The 23,373-nt window shown below is 55.0% G+C and carries 21 protein-coding genes and 1 pseudogene; 16 read left to right on the forward strand and 6 right to left on the reverse strand.

Annotated features, from left to right (window positions below):
* The first annotated feature begins 88 nt into the window (after positions 1-88).
* From MED193_RS01085 to MED193_RS01100, 4 genes and pseudogenes are all read left to right on the forward strand, one after another.
* A complete protein-coding gene (locus MED193_RS01085; protein ID WP_217626354.1) occupies positions 89-475 on the forward strand; it encodes a hypothetical protein in 387 nt (128 codons plus the stop codon).
* A 215-nt stretch (positions 476-690) separates the two neighbouring features.
* Complete coding sequence (locus MED193_RS23180) at positions 691-1,014, forward strand: hypothetical protein (RefSeq protein WP_254655407.1); 324 nt, start codon at positions 691-693, stop codon at positions 1,012-1,014.
* The gene (gene sigJ, locus MED193_RS01095; protein WP_009807771.1) at positions 1,011-1,889 is read left to right on the forward strand and encodes an RNA polymerase sigma factor SigJ; all 879 of its coding nucleotides are present in this window, start codon (positions 1,011-1,013) and stop codon (positions 1,887-1,889) included. The genes MED193_RS23180 and sigJ overlap by 4 nt, the downstream gene beginning before the upstream one ends.
* Before the next feature lie 317 nt (positions 1,890-2,206).
* Positions 2,207-4,024: pseudogene (locus MED193_RS01100) on the forward strand (BCCT family transporter).
* A 170-nt stretch (positions 4,025-4,194) separates the two neighbouring features.
* Here MED193_RS01100 and MED193_RS01105 read toward each other — a convergent pair.
* Positions 4,195-4,662 carry an Lrp/AsnC family transcriptional regulator gene (locus MED193_RS01105; RefSeq protein WP_254655408.1) on the reverse strand — a complete coding sequence of 156 codons (468 nt, stop codon included), beginning with the start codon at positions 4,660-4,662 and terminating at the stop codon, positions 4,195-4,197.
* A gap of 202 nt (positions 4,663-4,864) precedes the next feature.
* Here MED193_RS01105 and MED193_RS01110 point away from each other — a divergent pair, with 202 nt between their 5' ends.
* The 6 genes from MED193_RS01110 (at position 4,865) to MED193_RS01135 (ending at position 13,862) form a co-directional block, all read left to right on the forward strand.
* Complete coding sequence (locus MED193_RS01110) at positions 4,865-6,067, forward strand: methionine gamma-lyase (RefSeq protein ID WP_009807775.1); 1,203 nt, start codon at positions 4,865-4,867, stop codon at positions 6,065-6,067.
* 32 nt (positions 6,068-6,099) lie between these two features.
* Positions 6,100-8,778 (forward strand): alpha-ketoglutarate dehydrogenase, encoded by a 2,679-nt coding sequence (gene mdeB, locus MED193_RS01115; RefSeq protein WP_039965682.1) that lies wholly within the window; start codon positions 6,100-6,102, stop codon positions 8,776-8,778.
* 12 nt (positions 8,779-8,790) lie between these two features.
* Entirely contained in the window at positions 8,791-10,089 is a 1,299-nt protein-coding gene (locus tag MED193_RS01120; RefSeq protein ID WP_009807777.1) for a 2-oxo acid dehydrogenase subunit E2, read from the forward strand.
* Between the two features lie 11 nt (positions 10,090-10,100).
* Positions 10,101-11,807 (forward strand): dihydrolipoyl dehydrogenase, encoded by a 1,707-nt coding sequence (lpdA, locus tag MED193_RS01125; protein WP_009807778.1) that lies wholly within the window; start codon positions 10,101-10,103, stop codon positions 11,805-11,807.
* Positions 11,808-11,998: 191 nt separating this feature from the next.
* Positions 11,999-13,324 carry a PLP-dependent aspartate aminotransferase family protein gene (locus tag MED193_RS01130; RefSeq protein ID WP_009807779.1) on the forward strand — a complete coding sequence of 442 codons (1,326 nt, stop codon included), beginning with the start codon at positions 11,999-12,001 and terminating at the stop codon, positions 13,322-13,324.
* On the forward strand, positions 13,317-13,862 hold the full coding sequence (locus MED193_RS01135) for an OsmC family protein (protein WP_009807780.1): 546 nt from the start codon (positions 13,317-13,319) through the stop codon (positions 13,860-13,862). The genes MED193_RS01130 and MED193_RS01135 overlap by 8 nt, the downstream gene beginning before the upstream one ends.
* A 355-nt stretch (positions 13,863-14,217) precedes the next feature.
* Here the strand turns inward: MED193_RS01135 and MED193_RS01140 are convergent, their stop codons facing one another.
* Complete coding sequence (locus tag MED193_RS01140; protein WP_009807781.1) at positions 14,218-15,060, reverse strand: GNAT family N-acetyltransferase; 843 nt, start codon at positions 15,058-15,060, stop codon at positions 14,218-14,220.
* A complete protein-coding gene (locus tag MED193_RS01145; RefSeq protein WP_009807782.1) occupies positions 15,057-15,743 on the reverse strand; it encodes a GntR family transcriptional regulator in 687 nt (228 codons plus the stop codon). Before MED193_RS01145 ends, MED193_RS01140 begins: the two co-directional genes overlap by 4 nt.
* A gap of 51 nt (positions 15,744-15,794) precedes the next feature.
* Here MED193_RS01145 and MED193_RS22805 point away from each other — a divergent pair, with 51 nt between their 5' ends.
* The 6 genes from MED193_RS22805 (at position 15,795) to MED193_RS01170 (ending at position 20,702) form a co-directional block, all read left to right on the forward strand.
* The gene (locus MED193_RS22805) at positions 15,795-15,959 is read left to right on the forward strand and encodes a hypothetical protein (protein WP_009807783.1); all 165 of its coding nucleotides are present in this window, start codon (positions 15,795-15,797) and stop codon (positions 15,957-15,959) included.
* Between the two features lie 33 nt (positions 15,960-15,992).
* A complete protein-coding gene (locus MED193_RS01150) occupies positions 15,993-16,967 on the forward strand; it encodes an ABC transporter ATP-binding protein (RefSeq protein WP_039965683.1) in 975 nt (324 codons plus the stop codon).
* 28 nt (positions 16,968-16,995) lie between these two features.
* The gene (locus MED193_RS01155; RefSeq protein WP_039965644.1) at positions 16,996-18,261 is read left to right on the forward strand and encodes a PotD/PotF family extracellular solute-binding protein; all 1,266 of its coding nucleotides are present in this window, start codon (positions 16,996-16,998) and stop codon (positions 18,259-18,261) included.
* Between the two features lie 83 nt (positions 18,262-18,344).
* Complete coding sequence (locus tag MED193_RS01160; RefSeq protein WP_009807786.1) at positions 18,345-19,199, forward strand: ABC transporter permease; 855 nt, start codon at positions 18,345-18,347, stop codon at positions 19,197-19,199.
* 1 nt (position 19,200) lies between these two features.
* A complete protein-coding gene (locus MED193_RS01165) occupies positions 19,201-20,037 on the forward strand; it encodes an ABC transporter permease (protein ID WP_009807787.1) in 837 nt (278 codons plus the stop codon).
* Positions 20,037-20,702, forward strand: a complete 666-nt coding sequence (locus tag MED193_RS01170) for an aspartate/glutamate racemase family protein (RefSeq protein ID WP_009807788.1) — start codon at positions 20,037-20,039, stop codon at positions 20,700-20,702. The genes MED193_RS01165 and MED193_RS01170 overlap by 1 nt, the downstream gene beginning before the upstream one ends.
* A 318-nt stretch (positions 20,703-21,020) precedes the next feature.
* Here the strand turns inward: MED193_RS01170 and MED193_RS01175 are convergent, their stop codons facing one another.
* From MED193_RS01175 to MED193_RS01185, 3 genes are all read right to left on the reverse strand, one after another.
* Positions 21,021-21,494, reverse strand: coding sequence for a phosphoribosyl-AMP cyclohydrolase (locus MED193_RS01175; RefSeq protein ID WP_009807789.1), 474 nt, complete (start codon positions 21,492-21,494; stop codon positions 21,021-21,023).
* Between the two features lie 195 nt (positions 21,495-21,689).
* Positions 21,690-21,965, reverse strand: coding sequence for a hypothetical protein (locus tag MED193_RS01180; RefSeq protein ID WP_009807547.1), 276 nt, complete (start codon positions 21,963-21,965; stop codon positions 21,690-21,692).
* On the reverse strand, positions 21,934-23,283 hold the full coding sequence (locus MED193_RS01185) for an ISNCY family transposase (protein WP_009807548.1): 1,350 nt from the start codon (positions 23,281-23,283) through the stop codon (positions 21,934-21,936). Before MED193_RS01185 ends, MED193_RS01180 begins: the two co-directional genes overlap by 32 nt.
* Between the last annotated feature and the right edge of the window lie 90 nt (positions 23,284-23,373).

Below are 23,373 nucleotides of genomic sequence, written 5' to 3' on the forward strand. Positions count from 1 at the left end.
TTGGGCTAACCACCACTTTTTTAGCGTAGCTTGTCACAAAGGCTCTCATCGAACCGTCATATCTCTGAAACTCGAATTTGGAGGGATGATGCGAAACTTGCTAATGATCGGGATTGGGGGGCTCTCAGTAATGACTGCCGCCTATATGTGGACTGCCACCCAGCACTGGTATGACACTATTCCGGGGGTCAGTTTTACCGGCCCGTTGAACTCCCACTTTGCGAAAGATGTCGCGCTAGCCTATCTGACAAGCGGGGTCGCGTTGATCTGGGCTGGGGTAAAACAGGATAGAAATGTTGGCCTGTTTGGCGCTGCTTGGTTGGCGTTACATGCTCTGTTTCACATCTGGATCTGGGTCCATCGGGGCGCGCCTGTAGACTTAGTTGCGCTTGTCAACCTTACAGGCATTCAATTGCCTGCATTTATTGGCCTTGCCTCGGCGATCAGCCTGACTTCGGAAAAGGTGAAAACATGATCCTTAGACTTCTCAAAGCAGGTATTCGGCGGTTCGGATCGCGTTACAATTACGATACAACCTATATGACCCATGTTGCAGACATCTCAACATCGGCAGGACTTCGACTATCTATGCTTTCGACCTATAGTCAGTTCCGTGGCCCGCAAAAGGCCCAGAACGTCTGGGCCGGCGCCATGCTTGCGTCGACACGGGAAGGAGACTGTGGGCCATGCGTGCAACTGATTGTTGATATGGCGTTGGAGGCCGGAGTTCCGACCGACCAAATCGCTCGTTGCCTCACGGGCCATGCGAAATCGGCAGGCGATGTTGGCTTAGGGTTCAGGTTTGCCAATGCAGCTATTGCCGATGCTCCAGAATTAGAGATGCTGCGCGAGGAGATCAAAACGCGCTTTGGCGAAACAGCCTTGGTTGCAGCGTCATTTGCGGCTTCTAGCGGACGCATATACCCGGTTTTGAAACGAAGCCTAGGCTTTGGTCAGGCTTGCAGCCTTGTAACTATCCAAGATGAACCAGTAAAGGTCCTGCGCCAAACATGAACATTTCGGTAGAAATATTTGAAGCGGAGCGAACCAAGCTGATTTCGCTTTGCTATCGCATGCTGGGCGAACGTGCGCGTGCGGAGGATGTGGTACAGGATACCTGGCTGAAGTGGGCGGTAGCGGACAGAGGTCAGATTGACAACCCAGCGGCTTGGCTACGCCGGGTTGCCACGAACATCGCGATAGACACCCTGCGCAGCGCGCATCACCAACGCGAGGTATATGTAGGTCCCTGGCTTCCCGAGCCTCTCATTCAATCAGAGACGCTAGAGCCAAGGCACCCGTTTGAACTTGCCCAGGAATGCGAATTGGCCCTGTTGTGGGCCATGGAACGTCTCACCGAAAGAGAACGCGCAGCGTTTATTCTTCGGGAGGCGTTTGATGCCAGCTACGCGGAAATCGCTGACACGCTGGGCGCAACGGAAGCCAGCTGCCGTCAACTTGTCAGTCGCTCTCAGAAGAAGTTACAAGACTCCGGACCTCGCTTCGATGCGACTCCAGAGGAAGTCTCTGAATTGAGTGAGCGTTTCTTCTTGGCGATCATGTCAGAAGACTTTGACACTGCCCTCTCTCTCTTGAGCCCCAGCTCAATTGCCCTGTCAGATGGTGGCGCCAAAAGACGCGCAGCCCGCCGTCCTTTGATGGGTGGGAAGGAAATCCTTCAAGTGTTCCGCGCCTTGTATGAGAAGGCACGAAATGAACAGGGCTGGACGACGCAAATATCAACGGTGAATTCCAAGCCCGCGTTTCTGCGCTACCAATTCGGACAGTTGGATTCCATTACGACACTCGCTCCAGATTACCACGGGAAAATTGCCTGGCTATATATCATGAGAAATCCGGACAAAATCCAAGAGGCGGGACATCAGTGATGACTTATCTGAGTTCATCTGCAGAAAAGAAGAAAACCGTCAGGATGCACGCATGGATTTCCAGCGGTACTGCAGCGCCTTGATCCTCTATCGGGGGTCAGACTGATAGGTTGTGAGGGAAAGTTAGCCGCAAAATGCGCTGACCATTAAGGGCAAAGCCCCCTGCGCAAACTTCTGTTGCGTTTGAAACCACTATGACAGGCAAGGCAAGAGGCGACCTTGTCTGTCAAAGTGTCGCAATTGAGCCTGCATATTATGTGCGCCCACCGCACGGTTTTGAGCATGCTTCAAATGCGCTCGGGGAGGGGCTAGCATCAATGAAACAGCCATTTACAGATCTTGAAATAAAAAAGGCCGGTTCCGGTTTTTACGAAGGGCATAGCGTCGAAATCGCTTTGCTGAGCAAAGGAATTATCGTCGCTTTGGTGATTTGGGCTTTGATCTGGCCCGCAAATGCCAATGGTGTTCTTGGGAGCCTGAATTGGCGAATTCTTGAAGATTTTAATGCATTCTACATCATCATAGTTGGCTTCTTTGCGTTCTTTTTGCTGGTCGTTGCAGCCCTACCGCAAACAGGAAAGCGGATCATGGGCAGAAATGGGGAAGCCCCTGAATTTTCAAACTTTTCATGGTTTTCAATGATGTTCGGGGCAGGTCTGGGCGTTGGCCTGATGGTATTTGCGACTGCAGAGCCCTTGGGTCTTTGAGGGTCAAACCCCTTGGTCGTTTCCGGTGCCATCGAAGGCAATACAACCGAGGCGCTCCAATCAGGCTACCGCTATACCTTCTTGCACTACGGTTTTCATGCCTGGGCCATTTATGTGGTGACGGGGCTGTCACTGGCCTACTATGCCTATACACGCGATATGCCACTCACCATTCGTTCTGCTTTGACTCCATTGTTTGGCAAATGGGTCAACGGCATCCTGGGACATGTCGTTGATGTCTTGGGCGTTGTTGCAACCATTCTTGGTGTTTCGGTTACGATTGGGTTTGGTGTCAGTCAGTTCATTGACGGGGTTTATGCAATTACTGGCATGGAATGGATGATGGACATGACCGGAGATGCGCCAGCGCCGGGAACAGTTGGGCTGATTGCAGGCCTCGTTGTCATCATGGGCCTGTCTATCATATCTGCGGTTTCAGGTGTCGGTCGCGGCGTAAAGTACCTTTCAAACCTGAACTTGGTTCTGTCGGTCATCCTGCTGTTGACCTTCGTGGTGTTCGGCTCGTTCCTGTTCGCCATGACAACCTATGCGAGCGCCTTTGTCGACTATATCTTGAATTTTGCCTCGCTCAGCTTTGGGGCCTATGGCCCGCAATCGGCTGACGCATTTGCGGCGGCCTTGCCTGAGGCAGCAAAGCCTTTGGCCGGTGAGCTTAAGGCCGGTGCCACCAATGCCTGGGGATCTTACGATGGGTTTGTTGGCGGACTGACAGGTGCCGCGGCTGAGCTTCCAGCGGAGACCCTGGCTGTGGTGTATGAAGCTGGCAATGAGGGGCGTCAGTTTGGTTGGCAGGCTGGCTGGACAACCTTTTACTGGGCTTGGTGGATCGCCTTTTCACCCTTTGTCGGTCTGTTTCTTGCACGGATCTCCAGAGGACGCACCGTGCGTGAATTCATTATTGGCTGCGTCTTTGCTCCTGCGATGGTTTGCTTCGCATGGATGACCATTCTGGGCGGCACCGCCATTGATCTTGAGCTGAACGGAGCCGCCGACGGCGTCATTATCGGCGCCTCAAACACATCCAAGCTTTTTGTTACCCTCGGCGAAATGATCTCAGGCGGCTTTCTGTCTGGCATCACCATCATGTGCGTGGTCTTGATCATGACGTTCCTGGTGACATCAGCGGATTCAGGCATCCTGGTGATGAATACGATCATGTCAGGTGGCGAGCAGGATACAGGCATCAAACATCGCATCGTTTGGGGGGTTTTGCTGACGTTTGTAATCGGCGCGCTTCTCATCGCTGGCAAGACCAACGGTGAAGCCGACCCCATGGAGGCCTTGAAAAGTGCAATGATTATTGGGGCGCTGCCATTCACCGTCGTAATGGGTTTAATGTGTCTCGCGTTGGTCAAAGCGCTGTTCCGAGATGGAAAAAGAGAGGCTCTTTCAACGCCTTCGAACTAAAAGAGACATCACTACAGGTAGAGGAGAGGCGTCATTAGTGGCGCCTCTTTTTCTGCGTTTCGGTTCATCTAAGGTTCCTGCCAATTGCGCACAGGGGCTGCAAAATGCGAAATGTCGCCACCGTCGGCCTCCCGAGGATCGAGGGAAAGGATTAAGCCGCAAACAAGACATCAAACATCAGGAAATACAGGCGTGTTTTTGACGATGTTGTAACAAAGGCTGCTGTCGATAGAGGCGATACCGCCAATTGCATGTAGCCGATTGCGAATAAAGTCATCGTAACCATCGAGGTCTTTGACCAGGACATGCAGCAAATAGTCCTGCCCACCCGTCAACAAATAGCAGACCAGAATTTCGTCGATCAGTTTGATGCGGCTTTCGAAATGTGAAACGCACTCTTTGGTGTGCCGCTCCAGACGGATAGAGATAAAGGCCATCATCGAAAGGCCATACTGTTTGGGGTCTATGTCGGCATTGTAACCCCGGATAACGCCACTCTCCTCGAGTATCCGTAACCGTCGCAAACAGGGGGAAGGAGACAAGTTAACCTCCTCAGCAAGTGCGTGATTGGTGATGCGCCCATTGCGTTGCAGCGCCTGTAGAATTTGGCGGTCCTTCGCATCCAACTTTGTATTCATATCTCTGTCTCCCGGCGGCATGCGCTCACCGAGTAGCAAGGCACGAACCATCCCAAATCTGACGTTTTCTGGCGTTCTCATTAGATATATAAAGGGTTTTGTGAAATCTTCTGCTAAGAAATCTTAATTTTCGAGTGATCTTTGGCAGTTTCATCCAACCATCGTGCGGGACATTGGACTTCAGTTAACTGGAGACCTCTGCATGACCCGTCTTACCGATGATTTTGCCACCCGTGCCATTCACCATGGCTATGATCCTCAGCAAAACCAAGGCGCGCTGACGCCACCGCTGCATATGACATCAACCTTTGTTTTTGAAACCGCCGAGGCGGGTGGCGAAATGTTTGCAGGCGAACGTCAGGGGCATTTCTATTCGCGTATTTCCAACCCCACCAACGACCTACTGGAGCAGCGCATTGCATGTCTGGAAGGCGCAGAAGCCGGTCTGGCGCTGGCGTCAGGCATGGGTGGCATCACTTCAACGCTTTGGACACTGCTGTCCCCAGGCGATGAGCTGATCATCGACAAGACGCTCTATGGCTGCACCTTTGCCTTTATGCAGCATGGGCTGAGCAAGTTTGGCATCACGGTGACGCCTATCGACATGACTGATCCGGCGAATTTGGCGCGCGCTATCAGCGAAAACACCCGTGTTGTCTACTTTGAAACTCCAGCCAATCCGAACATGCGCCTGGTTGATATTGCAGCTGTATCCGCAATCGCAAAAACATCCGGTGCAACTGTGGTGGTCGACAATACCTATGCCACGCCCTTTTTGACCCGGCCATTGGAGCATGGGGCAGATATTGTTGTGCATTCCGCGACCAAATATCTGGGTGGCCACGGAGATCTGGTTGCCGGTTTGGTCGCCGGTAGTGCCGAGATGATCCAGCAGATCCGCCTGTTTGGTATGAAGGATATGACCGGCGCAGTGATCTCCCCCTTCAACGCCATGTTGGTGCTGCGCGGTATCAAAACTCTTGCCTTGCGGATGGAGCGCCATTGTCAAAGCGCCATGACTGTTGCCCAGATGCTGGAGGCTCATCCCGCTGTCCGCGAAGTCCACTACCCCGGCCTGACCAGCTTTGCGCAACATGATTTGGCGAAACGGCAAATGGATGGCTTTGGGGGCATGATTGCCTTTGAACTGGAAGGCGGCATTGCAGCGGGCCGCGCCATGATGAACGCCCTGACCATGATTGGGCGGGCAGTCTCATTGGGGGATGCCGAAACGCTGATCCAGCACCCCGCCAGCATGACTCATTCCACCTACTCTCCCGAAGAACGGGCAGAACACGGCATCAGTGACGGATTGATCCGGCTATCGATCGGATTGGAGGGCGTTGAAGACATTCTTGCCGATCTGAGCTCTGCTTTGCCCGCGCCACAGACCGCTGCTGCCTAAACAATAAACGACCAAGGAAACAGGAGATGAACATGCAACAGGGTTTCAATCCATCGGCAGCAGTTGCCGACACCGATCCGGAAGAAACGCGCGATTGGGTAGAGGCTTTCCTTGGTCTCAAAAACGCAGTGGGCGCAGACCGTGCCCGCTTCATCCTAAAACAGCTTGAAGACACAGCCCGGCTCGAAGGACTGAACTCCGGTGAACAACCCTATTCGTCTTACCGCAATACCATATCTGTCGCGCAACAGGGCACCTATCCCGGCGATTTAGAGATCGAATCCCGGCTGACCTCAATTATGCGCTGGAACGCCCTAGCAACCGTTGTACGCGCCAATGAGGCCTATGGCGGTCTGGGTGGTCATATCGCCAGCTATGCCTCTGCAGCCGAGATCTTTGAGGTTGGATTTAATCACTTTTTTCGCGCCCGCGACGACAGCTTTGGCGGCGATCTGGTCTACTACCAGCCTCATTCTGCCCCTGGCATCTATGCACGCGCCTTTTTGGAAGGGCGTCTGGACCGGACCCAACTGGCCAACTATCGCCAGGAGGTTGCCGGCAATGGGCTGTGTTCCTACCCTCACCCCTGGCTGATGCCCGATTTCTGGCAATTCCCCACCGGATCCATGGGAATTGGGCCGCTCAATGCGGTCTATCAGGCGCGCTATATGCGCTATCTCGAGGCGCGCGGTTTGGCCCAAACCCAGGATCGCCATGTCTGGGGCGTGTTTGGCGACGGCGAGATGGACGAGCCGGAATCCATTGCCGGCCTCACACTGGCTGCACGCGAAGGACTGGATAACCTGACCTTTATCGTCAATTGCAACCTGCAGCGCCTGGACGGTCCGGTGCGCGGCAATGGCCAGGTGATCCAAGAGCTGGAATCCCTGTTCATCGGCGCAGGTTGGAATGTGATCAAGGTGCTTTGGGGATCTGAATGGGATGAACTGTTTGCCCGTGACAAAGACAATGTGCTGTTGAGCCGTTTTGCCCAAACCGTTGATGGACAATACCAAAATCTTGGAGCCAAGGATGGAGACTATAACCGGGAAAAGTTCTTTAATGCGGATCCACGCAGTGCCGCTTTGGTCAGCCATATGTCTGAGGAGGAAATCAACAACCTCAAACGCGGCGGCCATGATCTGCGCAAACTCTATGCAGCCTTTGCTGCCGCCAAGGCCGAAAAGGGACGACCAACCGTCATCCTCGCCAAAACCAAAAAGGGATATGGCATGGGCGGCGCTGGCGAAAGCCGGATGATCGCGCATCAGGCCAAGAAAATAGACACGGAGGCACTGTTTCAGTTTCGCGACAGGTTCAATCTTCCCATCTCGGATCAGGACGTAGAAGAGATGAACCTATTTGAGCCGAAAGCAGATAGCAAAGAAATGATCTATCTGCACGCAAAGCGTCAGGCGCTGGGGGGCTATATGCCCAAACGGGAGCGCGCCGCTCCAAAGGCCAGCATGGCCGCTGCTCCGGCACTGGAAAAATACGGAAAATTTGCGCTTGAGGCGGATGGCAAGGAAATGTCCACCACTATGGCGGCCGTTCGGATGATGGGGGGACTGCTCAAGGACAAACAGTTTGGCCCTCGCGTTGTTCCCATTGTCGCAGATGAGGCCCGTACCTTTGGTATGGATAACCTGTTCCGTCAGATTGGCATCTATGCGCCCTATGGTCAGCTCTATACCCCCGAAGATGCCGGATCGATGATGTACTACAAAGAAGCTGAAAATGGTCAGCTGCTGGAAGAAGGCATCACCGAAGCCGGCGCACTTTCGTCCTGGGTGGCTGCGGCGAGTTCCTACTCCATCCACGGCATGCCGATGCTGCCCATCTACATCTATTATTCCATGTTTGGGTTCCAACGGGTTGGCGATTTGATCTGGGCCGCGGCGGATCAGCGTGCGCGCGGTTTCCTTCTGGGTGCCACGGCCGGGCGTACAACCCTATCGGGCGAAGGGCTGCAGCACCAGGATGGCACCAGCCAGTTGATTGCCGCCACCATCCCCAATTGTCGCAGCTATGATCCTGCCTACGCTTATGAGCTGGCAGTGATCATGGATCACGGCACCCGCCGGATGATGGATGAACAGATTGACGAGTTTTACTACATCACGGTGATGAACGAAAACTACGCCCAGCCCTCGCTGCCTGACGGCGCGCAAGAGGGTATTCTCAAAGGCCTGTACAAAGTTGCTTCACAGGGCAACGGGCCAAAGGTCAATCTGTTGGGATCGGGCACCATTTTGCCCGAGGTCCTGGCAGCAGCCGAAATACTGGAGCAAGAGTTTGGCATCGCCTCTGATGTGTTCAGCGCAACCAGCTATGCTGAGCTCACCCGTGAAGCAGAGGATTGCGCGCGCCAAAACCGCCTGTCACCCAGGGCGACGCCGCGCCAGCCCTATGTTCAGGACTGTCTTGGTTCTGAGGCGCCCGTGATTGCGGCCAGCGACTATGTGCGGGCGGTGCCGCAAATGATCGCCGCCTATCTGCCGCAACGGGTAGTGACTTTGGGCACCGACGGTTTTGGGCGCAGTGATCAGCGCGCGCCTTTGCGGGCTTTTTTTGAAATCGACCGCAACAGCATTGCCCTGGCAGCAATCGAAGCCATGCAGCAGGAGGGTTCTCTACCCCAGGGCACCCATGCCACGGCATTGGAGCTACTCCAGATGCCCCTCGAGAAACCCGCCCCCTGGACAGTGTAAGGAGCGCAGACCATGAGCGATATTATTGAATTGCGCGTTCCGAACATCGGAGATGTTAGCGATGTCCCAGTGATCGAGATGCCGCTCATCGTGGGCGATCATATCGACCTGGATGACACAGTCCTGGTCTTGGAAAGCGATAAGGCCACATTGGATGTGCCCGCTACCAGCTCAGGAAAACTGCTGGAAGTCTTGATCCGCGAAGGCGACACAGTCTCGGAAGGGGATATCATCGGACGAGTGGAAGTGACCGGCAAGTCTGAGGGGCCCGCGCCAGAGGCCTCTTCTGTTCAGATCCCCAGCCCTGCAGCCAATCCAACAGAAGCCGTAGAGAGGGCCGCCGCTGGAACGGTTGATGCGGGGCAGGCCAGTACTTCGGGAATTTTGCCAAGTCGTTTACCAGAGGGTCCCCAATCCAAGCATATGGTTCATGCGTCACCTTCTCTTCGCAAACTGGCACGTGAACTTGGGCTGGATATTAGTCAGGTCACAGGAACAGGGCCAAAATCGCGGATCACCCGCGAGGACGTGACAGCGCATATCAAAAAGGCGCTGCAAACACCTACCCTAGCCGCAGGGTTTGGGTTGGACCTGCCAGCCTGGCCGGATGTGGATCCTGCGAAATTTGGGCCCGTGAGCCGGACAAAGTTATCGCGGATCGCACGCATTTCAGGCCCTAGCCTGGCGCGCAATGCCATTGCGATCCCGCATGTGACCAACTTTGAAAATGCCGATGTCACCGACCTTGAGAGCTTTCGAAAGTCCGTCAACAGCGAGGGGAAGGGGGCCAAGCTGACCCTATTGGCCTTTGTGGTGAAAGCCGTCGTCGCCGCATTGAAGGCCCATCCCAAATTCAACGCCTCTTTGGATGGAGAGGATCTCGTCCTGAAAGAATACTTCAATATTGGCGTTGCGGCGGACACCCCGGACGGATTGGTTGTTCCGGTTATCAAAGCGGCGGACCAGAAATCTCTGCGCGACATTGCCGTTGAGATGGCGGATCTGGCAGCCGATGCACGGGATGGACGGATCAAACCTGCTGACATGCAGGGCGGCAGTTTTACCATCTCATCTCTGGGCGGCATTGGTGGTACAAATTTCACCCCAATCATTAATGCCCCAGAGGTGGCAATCTTGGGCATGGTCCGGTCCAGCATGCAACCGGTGTGGGATGGCAGTGCTTTCCAACCCCGCTTGATCCAACCCATGAGCCTGAGCTGGGATCACCGGGTGGTCGACGGGGTTGCCGCGGCCCGTTTTCTGCAAACCGTGCAATCTATCCTGCAAGACTTTCGCCGCATCAGCCTGTGAGGGACGCCAAGATGACAACTCTCGTGGAAATTCCCGACATCGGAGATTTTTCGGATGTACCGGTGATTGAGGTCAATGTTGCAGTTGGGGACCGGGTCGAAGTGGATGACCCGATCCTCATGCTCGAAAGCGACAAGGCGACGCTGGATATTCCGGCCCCTTTGGCAGGTATTGTGGCAGAAATCCGGGTCGCACCTGGGGATCTGGTCAATATCGGATCCGTGGTCATGGTCATATCTGTGGGGGCAGGTGACACATCGCCCCCCCCGGTCGGCTCTGTTTCACAAGAGCTAGATCAGCAGGCCGCGCTCAAGTCTGGTGAACAGGTTCCTGTACAGGCAGATGTGGTCGTCATAGGTGCAGGACCCGGCGGCTATAGTGCCGCGTTCCGTGCCGCCGACCTCGGCCTGTCGGTCATTCTGATTGACAGTTCTGATACGCTCGGCGGCGTCTGTCTGAATAGAGGCTGTATTCCGTCCAAGGCCCTGCTGCACATCGCCAAAACTATGGACGAGGCCGAAGCTGCCGCCGATCATGGCTTGACCTTTGCCGCACCGGATTTGGATCTGGACAAGCTGCGCAGCTGGAAGGATGGCGTTGTTGCCCGGTTGACAGGAGGGCTCAAAAGCCTGGCGCGCAGGCGTAAAGTGACGCTTTTACAAGGTCATGCCCGGTTCCAAAGCCCGCATACCCTATCTGTGCATAGTCTTGATGGTGAAACTCAAATCGGCTTTCAATCTGCCATTGTTGCAGTTGGTTCGTCGCCAGTGTCCCTGCCATTCCTGCCTCAGGATCCGCGGATCATCGACAGCACCGGAGCATTGGATCTTGACGACATTCCCAAACGCCTTTTGGTGCTGGGAGGCGGCATCATCGGAATGGAATTGGGGCAGGTTTACCAACGTTTCGGGGCTAAGGTTTCGGTGGTCGAGATGATGGCGCAACTAATCCCCGGAGCCGATGCGGATATTGTGGCGCCCCTGTTCAAACGTGTCTCAACCCGCTTCAGCGAGGTGATGCTCTCTACACGGGTGACCAGCGTAGCCGCCCACGAGACGGGATTAACTGTCAGCTTTGAGAAATACGGCATAACCCACCAGGCCGAATATGACAAAATCCTTGTCGCGGTTGGACGCAGCCCAAATGGCCATTGCATCGCGCCAGAGGCTGCCGGGCTCGGGGTCGACAAGGCCGGGTTCATACAGGTGAACAAACAGATGCGCAGCAACATCCCGCATATCTTTGCGATTGGAGATGTGGTGGGCCAACCCATGTTGGCGCATAAGGCGGTTCATGAGGCCCATGTCGCCGCCGAGGTAATCGCAGGGCACAGGGCCTCTTTTGACGCCGCTGTCATCCCATCCGTGGCCTATAGTGATCCTGAAATTGCCTGGGTTGGCCTGACCGAAACGCAGGCTAAGGCAAAAGGGATCAAAGTCCAGAGGGGCCTTTTCCCGTGGATGGCCTCAGGCCGATCTTTGTCCATGGGGCGCGACGATGGCATAACTAAGCTGTTGTTTGATCCAGATAGTAAACGCCTTCTTGGGGCTGGGATTGCAGGGCAGGGTGCCGGAGATCTGATCGCAGAACTTGCCCTGGCGATCGAAATGGGAGCTGATGCAGAGGATATCGCGCTGACTGTGCATCCGCATCCGACCCTATCAGAAACAGTGGGTCTGGCCTCAGAGGCTTTTCTGGGCACCATTACCGACCTGTGAGCTCCGTTAGCTTGGACTTGCACGCCCGCCTTTATGACCAAAGGTGGGCGTGTTGCGTTTAGAGCTGTACCGAAGGACAGGTGAAAGAATTGGCAGTTTCTTCCAATTTCGCCTCTCCCCTGCACCAACTTTGGATCTGTTTCACCCAAAATACCGTTCTAGCCTGCCAATGAGCAACGCAAGGATCGGCTATGACAACATCGAACACCACACGCGGGGACGCATCCAGCCAATCCCCACTCTCCCCCGGCATCAACTGGCTGTCTGATTTGAAACGCAGCCGTAAGCCCGGCCCCTTCTTTGGAGAGGCGCAACACACCTGGTCTGGCGCATCGACCTGTGCAGTCCATGCGGGCAGTTCAGATGATCCCCGCACCGGAGCTGTGGGAACCCCAATCTATCAGTCATCGACCTTCTTGCTCGAGGACGACCAGTATAACTCGATCCATGATGGTTATGCGCGCGATCGATTTATCTATGCGCGCTATGGAAATCCGTCTCAGTGGGCAGTGCAACAAAAACTGGCTGCCTTGGAGGGCGCGGAATCCGCTATAGTCTTTAGTTCAGGCATGGCCGCGATCACCACGGCTGTCCTGAGCTTCATGGATAAGGGCGCGCATGTGGTGGCCTCTAAAGAACTCTATGGCGGCACCTACAACCTGTTCAATCAGGAGCTGCCAAGTCTGGACATGTCCGCAACATTGGTCGACCCACGCGACTTTGACGCTATTGAAGCGGCGATCCAGCCCAATACGCAGATCCTGTATTTTGAGGCGATTACCAATCCGCTGCTGACGGTTGTGGACATCCCAAAGATTGTTGAAATTGCCAAAAAGCACAGACTGCGTGTGATCATAGACGCCACATTTGCCACCCCTATTGGCCTGCGGTGCCTGGAACTTGGCGTTGATATTGTGGTGCACTCAGCATCCAAATACCTAAACGGCCATAGCGATTTGATTGCCGGGGTTGTATTGGGCTCTCGCAAGCTGATTGATCAGGTTTGGCCGCGGATGCTGACATATGGGGGCTCGCTTGATCCCCATGCCTGCTTCCTGCTCGAACGTGGTCTAAAGACTCTGGCGATCCGAATGCAGGCCCATCAGGACAGCGCTTTTGCCTTGGCAACCTATCTGGAACAGCACCCAGCGATTGAGAAGGTGTTTTATCCGCTTTTGCCCAGCCACCCGGATCATGCCCTTGCACAGCGCTTGCTCGACAATGCTACAGGCAACGTGACCTTTGTGGTCAAAGGTGGGGACGGGGCTGCTCTCGCGCTCTTGAAGGCACTTCGCCTACCCAAACAGGCAACCAGCCTTGGGGGTGTCGAGAGCCTGATAAGCCTGCCTTTCAACTCATCTCAAGCGGGATTCACCCATCAACAACGGGTCGATATGGGCATCCTGCCAGGCACAGTGCGCCTATCGGTCGGTATCGAAGACGCCACCGATCTGATTGCAGATTTTAAACAAGCCCTAGGCCAGATGACAGATAAGACGGAGACAACACATGCGTAACGGTATTCCAGCAGCCGCGCTAAGCGAGTTTGTGAATGAGGTCCGCGATACTCCGCATGAGGCGGTGATGGACTATGGCATCCACATCACCTGGGAAAGCGGCACCCGCAGCCATGTCGAGGCCAAGCCCATGCATGTCGGCGGCCATAGGGTCAGTCGCAAATTCAGCTGGAAGGCCGATGAACCGCGCCAATTAATGGGCACCAACCACGCTGCCAACCCGCAAGAGCTGCTTCTGTCCGGGTTAGGGGCCTGTATGATGGTGAGCTTTCTGGCCGGCGCCTCCGCCAAGGGAATTCAGATCGAAACGCTTGAAATCGATTTTGAAGCCAGCTTGGACCTACGCGGCTTCATGGGGATTGAGGCAAATAGCGCTGTAGGTTTTCCAGAGATCCAATACACGATCCATGTGACAGGAGACGCCAGCGCAGAGGTGTTTGAAACGCTGCATAGGGCCGCCGTTGCTCATAGCCCAAATGCCCAAACGATCTTGAACCAGGTTGCCCTGAAAGGCGCTATCGTTAGCACTTCGATCTGACGATGTTTTCAAAGGTTATGGTTTGTTTCCTTTAGTCTGGGAAATCTCAAGCCCCAAGCGCTTAAGGGCAGGCGCTTGGGACGTGTCATAAGAATGGCCATGTGAGCGTAGATCATCTCTGTCTAAATTCTGAAACTACGGCAGAGGCTCTGCCAAGACTCCAATAGTCTGCTCCCGAAAATCTGGAGCGCGGCTTCAAACCAGGTGATGGCCGACACGATACAATTTGGTGTGGGGAAACAGGAGCTGCTTTACCTACAGCAAGACGCTGCTTAAATGGCAAACGCCTCATCAATCACAGACCTGTGGAATTGGGCGATTTTTTCATACCCGGTAACGCATCGCAATGCGAACGTTACCCAAGCTCCATCGAAGCAATTGCCATCCTGAGCGGCGAGGATTTCGGGACCACTCCGCTATACATTCGTGCTGTTTTGAAGGTCTCAACAAACCCCAGTTCTTCTAGGGCTTTGTGGAATGCGATGGCTGAGCTCGGCAAGTCTAGAGTTACATCGGCAACATCAAGAGAGGCCGCTGCGGCGCGCAACAATTTGAGCGCCGTTGCTGTATCCGGCGCCGTAATTGGCCCAACCTTGGCGCCGTTTTGGCACAGGCGTATAGTTGCAAAACCCGACACTTCTCCGTTTTGGGTCGACACAACCGTTTTGCGCGTTCCTGCCCCCTCTGCCACCCAATGCGACAGGAACCGAGAACGGTCATACCCGTTTGCAAGCTGATCGAGGGCTGCAACCGCTGTAAAATCACGGGCCATATCGAAGCTACGGGTCCCCACTGTGGTTCCCGTTGGAGCCTTTCCTTGCAGACGCGTGGTGGCACCGGTTCGGACGAAACCGGATTTGGCATAGTTGGGTTCTTGTTCCGCAACCCCATCCAAACCGACACAACGCGCCCCAGCATGGTGTAACGCGTGGCGCCATAGCGCAAACCCGATGCCTTGGCCGCGAAAGTCCGGTTTACACAGGTACAGACCAAGGAAGGCCATGGTATCACTGTGGTTCACCACACTGATTGCAGCAATTATTTCACCTGCAATCCGCGCAACAAAAAAGCCATCCGGGTCAGCGGCCAAAAACGCCTGCGCATCGTGAAGGCCAGGGTTCCAGCCCTCTTGCGCAGCCCAGATGAGCGCTGTTTCAAGGTCCTTCAGGTTGGCCGTGTCAAAGATCAGATCCTTCATTGAGCCAGCGCATCCTTGAGCGACAGAGGCGCCGACGTCTTGTTGCGCAGGTCCAAAGAGGTGACCAGATCGAGGAGATGGTTGCGCATCAATTCATCTGCCCTTAGGCCGTCCTGATCTGCAAGAGCGGACACCAGTGCGTCATGAGCGTGGCTTTCGCACATGGCGGTTCGGCGCTGCCAGTAGAGGGCCACGATGAGAGAAGACCGCGAGATCAGCTGCTTAATGAAGGTCTCAATCGTTGTCTGGTCAGCAATTCGCGCAATTTCGATATGAAACTGGCCAGACAGGTAGAGTGCCCGGCCATGGTTGCCGACTGCCATGGCCTCATGTTCGGCGTCGATATGCACTTGTAGCTTTGCGATGTCTTCTTCTGTGGTCCGTTCCGCCGCAGAAAAGGCCGTGCGGGGTTCCAATAGCGCCCGAGCTTCAAACACCTCCCGTGCTTCCCGAAGGCTCGGCTGCGCGACATAGGCCCCGCGGTTGCGCTTGTGCTCCACCAGGCGTTGCAGCGAAAGCGCCTGCAAAGCGGACCGAACTGTTGTTCGACTTACACCATAGATACTCGCAATTTCATCCTCCCCCAGTTTTGTGCCTGGAGCCAGGCGGTGTTCATGAATTGCCAGTTCCAACTGGGAAACCAATTGCTCTGCGGTCAACGGTGCTGAGGTCTGTTCGGTCATGTCTCATCCTTCGATGATCACCTTGGGCTGACCACAGAGAATAGGCAACCGATGATGGGGATCAATTTTGTTTTCAAGGTTGTGTACAATTTTGCGCACAAAAATCAAGATCGCCGCAGTGCAGGCGCACAAATAAACGGCAATCTCAGTTTTGCAGTCTGGAAAGCGGCAGAAAGGCTGGCCGGGGGCGATCGTCGCAATCTTAAGCTTGTTTGAACACGGCGAATTCAGATGAGCGATGGGGCGAATATGCGCGGCAAATATGATCTTGAGCTGGTCGATCTGACAAAGAAATTCGGGGACACGCTCGCCGTAAACAAGATCAGCCACCGATTTAAGGCCGGTTCCTATGTGTGCCTGTTGGGGCCATCGGGATGCGGCAAGTCATCAACCCTGCGCATGATCGCGGGCCATGAAAACGTGACAGAGGGAGCGATCCTTCTGGGGGGCTTTGATGTCTCTCATCTGACCCCGGCCAAACGCGGCACTGCAATGATGTTTCAGAACTATGCTCTGTTTCCACATCTGAATGTGCGGGACAATGTGTCGTTTTCCTTGCGGATGAAAGGCGAAGACAAAGCTACGCGCGATGCCAGGGCAAACGAGCTGCTTGAGCTGGTCGATATGACGGGTTTTGCAGATCGGCTTCCAGCACAGCTTTCGGGCGGGCAACAGCAACGTGTCGCGCTTGCACGGGCGCTGATCACCCAGCCCAAGGTGCTTTTACTGGATGAACCGCTTTCGGCCCTTGATCCGTTTTTGCGCATTCGCATGCGGGCTGAGCTGAAAAAGCTGCAGCGCGAACTCGGGATCACGTTTGTACATGTCACCCACGGGCAGGATGAGGCGCTGGCGCTGGGAGATGAGCTGGTCGTCATGAACAACGCCCTGATCGAACAAGCAGGCAGCGCGCGGGAGGTCTGGACGGCCCCTAGAACCGAATTTGTGGCCCGGTTCATGGGCGGCCACAATGTCATCGCTCTGGACGGGGGCAAAGTGGCCCTGCGGGCCGATGATGTGAAGCTGGGCGACCACGGGCTGCCCGCATGGGTTACGTCGATCGAATATCAAGGCGGCCATGTGGCGCTGACAGCGCGTATCGAGGCAGGCGAGCAGGTGCTGGCCTTGGTGCCCGAAGCCATCTTTTTCCAATCACCAAAAAACCTGGGCGATCTGGTCAATCTCGCCTGGGATGAGGGGCGGCTGCACCGCCTCCAATCTTAATCAAATCAACCAACAAGGGATGAACTCAATGTCTAAAATGCGTTATAGTCGTCGTACTGTTTTGAAAGGTGGCGCTGCTGTTGCCGCTGCCTCCGCATTGGCCGCACCGATGGTCTGGGCTCAGGAAATCAAGGATATCACCCTGCGTCAGTTCGGGACCGGTGTTTCCAACCTCAACGATGTCGCAACCAAGGTCAAAGAAGACCTAGGTTTCAATCTGGAAATGACGGCTCTGGACAGTGACAGCGTTACCCAGCGCGCCGCGACGCAGCCTGACAGTTTTGATGTCGCCGACATTGAATACTGGATCTGCAAAAAGGTCTGGCCAACGGGCAACCTGCAAGCGATGGATACATCCAAGATCGCCAATTACGACAAGATCGTCGGCACCTTTCGCTCGGGCAAGCTGACTCCGGAAAGCGTGATTGCACAGGGCACTGCGCCCCATACTGTAGGCTTTGTTGAGGGGCCAGGCGGCAAAACCTTTGCCGGCAACGAAACCGGTTGGATGACTCTGATCCCGACGATCTACAACGCGGATACCCTGGGCATTCGACCTGACCTGATTGGCCGCCCCATCGAAAGCTGGACCGAGCTGCTAAACCCCGAGTTCAAGGGCAAGGCCTCTATCCTCGACATTTCATCGATCGGGATCATGGACATGGCCATGGTCTGCGAAGCCATGGGCGAGATCCAGTATGGCGACAAGGGCAACATGACCAAGGAAGAGATCGACAAGACCTTTGCGATCTTTACTGAAGCCAAACAAAACGGCCAGTTCCGCGCCTTCTGGAAATCGTTTGATGAATCCGTCAACCTGATGGCTTCTGGTGAGGTGGTGATCCAGTCCATGTGGTCGCCTGCCATTACAGCCGTCAAATCGCGCGGGATCCCTTGCGTTTATCAGCCCCTCAAAGAGGGTTACCGGTCATGGGGTGGCGGTCTTGGCCTGTCCTCCAGCCTGTCGGGGATGGAGCTGGATGCGGCCTATGAATACATCAACTGGTATCTGTCTGGTTGGGTCGGCGGCTACCTGATGCGTCAGGGCTATTACTCGGCCGTGCCCGAGACGTCCAAAGAATTCATGACCGCCAACGAGTGGGGCTACTGGTTCGAAGGCAAGCCCGCAACCGACGTCATCACCTCGCCGACAGGGGACCAGTTGGCCAAGGCCGGAGATGTGCGCGATGGTGGTTCGTTCACCGAGCGCATGGGCGCCGTTGCCTGTTGGAATTCCGTCATGGACGAGAACCAGTACATGGTGCGCAAATGGAATGAATTCATCGCAGCCTGACCAAACAGGGGCGCCGGCCGATTGGTCGGCGTCCTCTACGGCATCCGGCAACAGATCCACGTTTAGAGCACAAGAAAGCCACCATGGGCAAATCCCGAGATATCATTGCTTATCTGCAAGCCGCGCCGTTGATGGCTGTGTTGCTCGCCTTTCTTGTTGTGCCAATCGGCATGATTGTTGTGGTCAGTTTTTGGGGCGCGACCGAGTTTTCGATCTATCCCGCGTTTCAGTTTGACAACTATGCGTTCCTGTTTGGCTCACCCGTCACCTACAAGGTGTTCTTTGCCACTTTCAAATACGCCTTTATCACCTGGATCTTCACCCTTTCGATCGGCTTCACCGTTGCCTATTTCCTGGCGTTTCATGTGCGCACGCAGGCCATGCAAACCGCCTTGTTCTTACTCTGCACGATCCCGTTCCTGACCTCGAATATCATCCGGATGATTTCGTGGATCCCGTTTCTGGGCCGCAATGGCATAGCCAATCAGACTCTGATCTCATGGGGCTTGATTGATGAACCGCTGGAGTGGCTGCTGTACTCTGATTTTTCGGTCATCCTTGCCTTTGTTCACCTATATACGCTGTTCATGGTTGTTCCGATCTTCAACACCATGATGCGGATCGACAAATCCCTGATCGAAGCGGCCTATGACAATGGCGCAACCGGGTTGCAAACACTTTGGCATGTGATCGTCCCGCTGACCAAGCCGGGCATCATGATCGGAACCATCTTTGTGGTGACGCTGGTGATGGGGGATTTCATCACCGTGCGGTTCATGTCTGGCAGTCAAAAGGCCAATGTGGGGCGCCTGATCTCCAATGATATCGCGCTGCTGCAATACCCCTCGGCCGCAGCTACGGCTGTTGTGTTGCTCTGTACGGTCCTGATCGTCATCGGCGTGCTGCTGCGTTTTGTAAACATCCGCAAGGAACTTTGATATGGAACAGCGCCCCCGGTCTTTCTACTATCTTGCTGCCTTCTTTTGCCTCTTCCTGCTGTTCCTTTATGGTCCGACCCTGACGATCGGAATCTTGTCGTTCCAGGGCAAAGGTGGCGGGCTGACCTTCCCGATGCGCGGTGTCTCCCTAAACTGGTTCCGCGAACTGTTTGAACAACAGGCGGTCGGAGACATATGGGGATCGTTCCGCCGTTCACTGGCACTGGGGCTCATGGTGATGGTCTCCACCGTGGTGGTTTCGGTCATGGCCGGGCTGGCCTTTCGCAAAAAATTCGCCGGTTCAACCGTGTTGTTCTACCTGGCGATTACATCGCTGGTAATCCCGTCCATCCTTGTTTCATTGGGGGTCGGTCTGATTTTCAACCAGCTTGGCCTCAAGGTTCACTGGACCAGCTCTGGCTTTGGCAGTCAGCTGACATGGACATTGCCATTTGGGCTGCTGATCATATTTGCCGTCTTTAACCGGTTCGACAAATCCTATGAGGAAGCCGCCCGTGATCAGGGGGCCACATCCTGGCAGACTATTCGCCATGTGATCCTGCCCATTATCGCGCCCTCGCTGATCGGGGTCGCTCTGTTCGGCTTTACCCTATCCTACGATGAATTTGCCCGGACCTTGTTGACCGCAGGCAGCTACAACACCCTACCGCTGGAGATCTTTGGCATGACCACCAATGTCACCACCCCGGTCATCTATGCGCTTGGGACGCTTACTACCCTGTTTTCATTGGCGATCATCGGTGTGTTTCTGGCTGTTGTCTGGATTGTGGGGAAACGCCGCTCACGTGTGGGATCCGACGCCGGAAAGGCGGTCTAATGCATCTGGTTTACATCAATCCCAACTCGACCGAGGCGATGACACAGAGTGTGGTCGCGGTCGCCGCCCGAAATGCCCCGCAGGTGCAGGTGACCGGGCTGACAAATACCAAAGGCCCGGCGGCCATTGAGGGCCCAGAGGACGGCGATGCGGCAATTCCTGGCGTGTTGCAGCTTGTTGCGGAGGCTCAGCTCCTAGGGGCCGACGCCATTGTCATCGCCTGTTTTGATGACACCGGCCTAAGCCAGGCCCGCAGCCTGGCAACCTGTCCAGTTCTGGGCATTGGCCACTCTGCCTATACGATGGCATCATTGCAGGGTGGGGGATTTTGTGTCGTCACATCCGTTGAAAATGCGGTACCAGTCATCAAAGGCAATATAGAGACCTCGGGCTTTGGCGAAAATTGCACCTTGGTTAAAGCAAGCGGGCTGTCTGTTCTGACAATCGAACAAGGCGGAGAAGAAATGTTGGATCAATTGTCTCAGGCCATTCTCGAAGCAAAAGATCAATATATCTGCCAAACCGTTATTCTGGGCTGCGCCGGTATGGCAATGCATCACGGTGTTCTTGCACGGAGAACGGGCACAAAGCTGATAGACGGCGTCGTCGCCTCCACGCATTTGGCCGTTGCTGCCGCACTGACCTTGCCAGAAAAGACACCTTAGAATTTACCGGCACGGCAACTCGCGCTACCCATTTTGGGCAGGCAGACTGCCGCGGCAGTTCTTTGAGAAGACCGCAGCCTGATGCATCGCGGATGGCAACTCGCCGCAAGATCTGTCGCGCCCGTGTTAAGGGCTCCGGCGGCTACGTCTGAACCAAATGCAGGAAAAGCGGTAACAGATCACGTTACCAGACCATCGCGGGGCAGGCTGGTCGGTGAATGGCCCTCAGATCACCGGGCTTGATTGTGATGGCCGTACAGTCATCGAGTTCGGGGATCGGGAGAAACATCGTACCGTTTCCGCTTGATGGTGGTGCCTTTAGGGCTGATAGGGGAGCGAGGAATGATGCAGGACGATGCGCAGCGTACCGCTCTGGTCCTTCTTATAGCCAAAACTTTTGTCGACAGTGGTGACCGACCCGTCCTTGTTGGTCAGCTTGACCCAGCCCATCCACATCGCCACGTCGCCCTGAAGGAAGCTGGCCGAAGGAATGCTCTCCATCGCGCGCCAACCCATAATCGCAAAACCATTATCAAGTGGATACTCTGCAGAGTGGCCACAGAAATAGGCCAGGGCGCCGACCTTGGTCGGGCGGAACGTCTGAGCACCGCTTGCCATGGTCGGTTTGAACAGGACCGGCCCAAGATCATAGCCATAATAGCTGTCGATATTGGCAGAAGGCACCACGCGGGCCGCTTCTATTCCACCCTCTTCGAAGGCCTTCGAAATGGAGATTTTCCCGTCGCCCCAGGTTTCCAGGGCGGTTTCAATTTCATCATGTGTGATCTGCAAGAGATCCTCCTTTTCGTCACAACTCAGACGATGGAGCGCTTAGTGTCTCCTTGCCGAGCACCACCATCAGCCTCGCCGACCGAGGGTTTTCGCCTCTGTGAGCGATACTTGAACCGCGAATTGTAAACGCCATTCAGAAATGTCACTGGTTGCGCAAAGCAGGAATGTCACCAAGGGGCGCGACATGAGCAAGGCTTAGTCTTCGACGACCTCAATACGCCATGATGCGCCGGGGGTGATTGCCACGTCATCGTCGTCGCCAATGCGTTTGTCCGTTGTCAGTTCTTCGATCAACTTGAGACCCAGCACAAAGGATTGAACTGGGTCTATCCCGTAGACTTTCTTTTCCTTGATGAAACCGTCCACTGAAACAACCGCATAGTAGTCCTCGACGCCGCCTTGGCTGCCATCGGTCGATATGGTCGCCTCGACACCGTCGTCAGATACTACGCGTAGCTTGATTTGTTTCATCTCGCTGCCTCTTTGCTTTCGATCCTGAAGGTCGGCCTTGCGGCTTATAGCCCATCTTCTCAGAGTTTGTCCTAACTGGATATTTGGGCGGTGCGGCGTCCTGTATCTCTTTGATGTGTTCCAGAACCGCACCGAGGCGCTTGTTGTCGGTGATAGCTGCATGGGTCACGCGCTGATCCATGTCGAAGATTTTGTAGGGCAGGGAGCGGCCTTTTGAGCGCACCTCAAACCTGCCATCCACGAAGGCATAGGTGTCGACGTATTTGCCTACCAGACCGCGCGTGACGTCACTTTCTTCCAGCATGATCCGCTTACGATCATAAGAGAACGTCAGCTGCTTTCCGACATAGCGGTTCTCGCGCCAGCACAACACATCATCCAGCCGATCTGGCTCCACATTGAGTGCGCGATGCAGGTTGTCAGGCTTGGCCGGTGCTTTGGCGAACTTGGCGTTGTGACGCTCTTTGAAGCCTTGCAGATAGGCGTTTCCAGCATCCATATCGCAGATGTCAGCAAGGCGCAGTTCCTTGACCAGGCGATCTTGCAACGTCCTGTTGGCGCGTTCGACGCGGCCCTTGGCCTGGCTGCTGTTGGCGCAGAGGATCTCGACGTTCAACTGATTCAACGCACGCCCAAATTGGGTCATGCGGGCACCACCTTTGGCATCTTCCTTCGCCACACGGAAAACCGTGTGTTTGTCGGAATAGAAGGCGACGGGACGACCATGTTGGCGCAGATAACTTTCCAGAGCCTCGAAATAGCTGAACGTGCTCTCGGATTTGACGAACCTCAGCTCCATCAGCGTGCTGGTGGCATCATCGATAAAGACGAGCAGGGTGCATGGTGGGCCGCGATCTTCAAACCATCGGTGATCAGAGCCATCAATCTGGATCAGCTCACCAATACATTCCCGGCGCAATCTGGGCTGGTGGAACTGGCGGCGCTGCTTACGAGAAAGCCAGATACCATCCTCGGCCATCCATTTGCGCAACGTCTCGCGGGAAACTTTGAAGCCGTGATTTTCGGCCAACATCTCAGCGGCCAATGTCGGGCCGAAATCCGGATACTGTTCCTTGATGACGGTCAGCGCATAGTCACGCTTGGCTAAGTGGATTTGGTTGTTCGGCGTGCGACCGCGCGACTTGTGCCGGATCGCTGCCGCACCATCCTGGCGATACCGCTTTAACAGTCGGAATATCTGCCGACGCGTCAAATCCAACATGTTTGCCGCGTTGTCGACGCTTAACTGGCCATCATCGACCTGCGCCAAAACCTCCACGCGGTTCAGCTCGCGCTCGCTCATCATCAACCATCCCATATCCGCTCATCCTCACATCGTTTTGCGAGGAGAGTGACACTTCTGCTTTGCTCATGGGTGACATTATCGCTTTGCGGCTACAATCGAAAA

Origin of the sequence: Roseobacter sp. MED193, assembly GCF_000152965.1 — a bacterium.
GTDB lineage: Bacteria > Pseudomonadota > Alphaproteobacteria > Rhodobacterales > Rhodobacteraceae > Pseudophaeobacter.

What these genes read in the sequence shown, in the direction of transcription:
- MED193_RS01135 (WP_009807780.1), top strand. Translation starts at nt 13,317, where the DNA reads ATGCGTAACGGTATTCCAGCAGCCGCGCTAAGCGAGTTTGTGAATGAG.
- MED193_RS01155 (WP_039965644.1), top strand. Translation starts at nt 16,996, where the DNA reads ATGTCTAAAATGCGTTATAGTCGTCGTACTGTTTTGAAAGGTGGCGCT.
- MED193_RS01105 (WP_254655408.1), bottom strand. Translation starts at nt 4,662, where the DNA reads ATGAATACAAAGTTGGATGCGAAGGACCGCCAAATTCTACAGGCGCTG.
- MED193_RS01130 (WP_009807779.1), top strand. Translation starts at nt 11,999, where the DNA reads ATGACAACATCGAACACCACACGCGGGGACGCATCCAGCCAATCCCCA.
- MED193_RS01180 (WP_009807547.1), bottom strand. Translation starts at nt 21,965, where the DNA reads ATGAAACAAATCAAGCTACGCGTAGTATCTGACGACGGTGTCGAGGCG.
- MED193_RS01185 (WP_009807548.1), bottom strand. Translation starts at nt 23,283, where the DNA reads ATGGGATGGTTGATGATGAGCGAGCGCGAGCTGAACCGCGTGGAGGTT.
- MED193_RS01150 (WP_039965683.1), top strand. Translation starts at nt 15,993, where the DNA reads ATGCGCGGCAAATATGATCTTGAGCTGGTCGATCTGACAAAGAAATTC.
- sigJ (WP_009807771.1), top strand. Translation starts at nt 1,011, where the DNA reads ATGAACATTTCGGTAGAAATATTTGAAGCGGAGCGAACCAAGCTGATT.
- MED193_RS01085 (WP_217626354.1), top strand. Translation starts at nt 89, where the DNA reads ATGCGAAACTTGCTAATGATCGGGATTGGGGGGCTCTCAGTAATGACT.
- MED193_RS01120 (WP_009807777.1), top strand. Translation starts at nt 8,791, where the DNA reads ATGAGCGATATTATTGAATTGCGCGTTCCGAACATCGGAGATGTTAGC.
- MED193_RS01140 (WP_009807781.1), bottom strand. Translation starts at nt 15,060, where the DNA reads ATGAAGGATCTGATCTTTGACACGGCCAACCTGAAGGACCTTGAAACA.
- MED193_RS01110 (WP_009807775.1), top strand. Translation starts at nt 4,865, where the DNA reads ATGACCCGTCTTACCGATGATTTTGCCACCCGTGCCATTCACCATGGC.
- MED193_RS01165 (WP_009807787.1), top strand. Translation starts at nt 19,201, where the DNA reads ATGGAACAGCGCCCCCGGTCTTTCTACTATCTTGCTGCCTTCTTTTGC.
- MED193_RS22805 (WP_009807783.1), top strand. Translation starts at nt 15,795, where the DNA reads ATGATGGGGATCAATTTTGTTTTCAAGGTTGTGTACAATTTTGCGCAC.
- MED193_RS01145 (WP_009807782.1), bottom strand. Translation starts at nt 15,743, where the DNA reads ATGACCGAACAGACCTCAGCACCGTTGACCGCAGAGCAATTGGTTTCC.
- lpdA (WP_009807778.1), top strand. Translation starts at nt 10,101, where the DNA reads ATGACAACTCTCGTGGAAATTCCCGACATCGGAGATTTTTCGGATGTA.
- mdeB (WP_039965682.1), top strand. Translation starts at nt 6,100, where the DNA reads ATGCAACAGGGTTTCAATCCATCGGCAGCAGTTGCCGACACCGATCCG.
- MED193_RS01160 (WP_009807786.1), top strand. Translation starts at nt 18,345, where the DNA reads ATGGGCAAATCCCGAGATATCATTGCTTATCTGCAAGCCGCGCCGTTG.
- MED193_RS01170 (WP_009807788.1), top strand. Translation starts at nt 20,037, where the DNA reads ATGCATCTGGTTTACATCAATCCCAACTCGACCGAGGCGATGACACAG.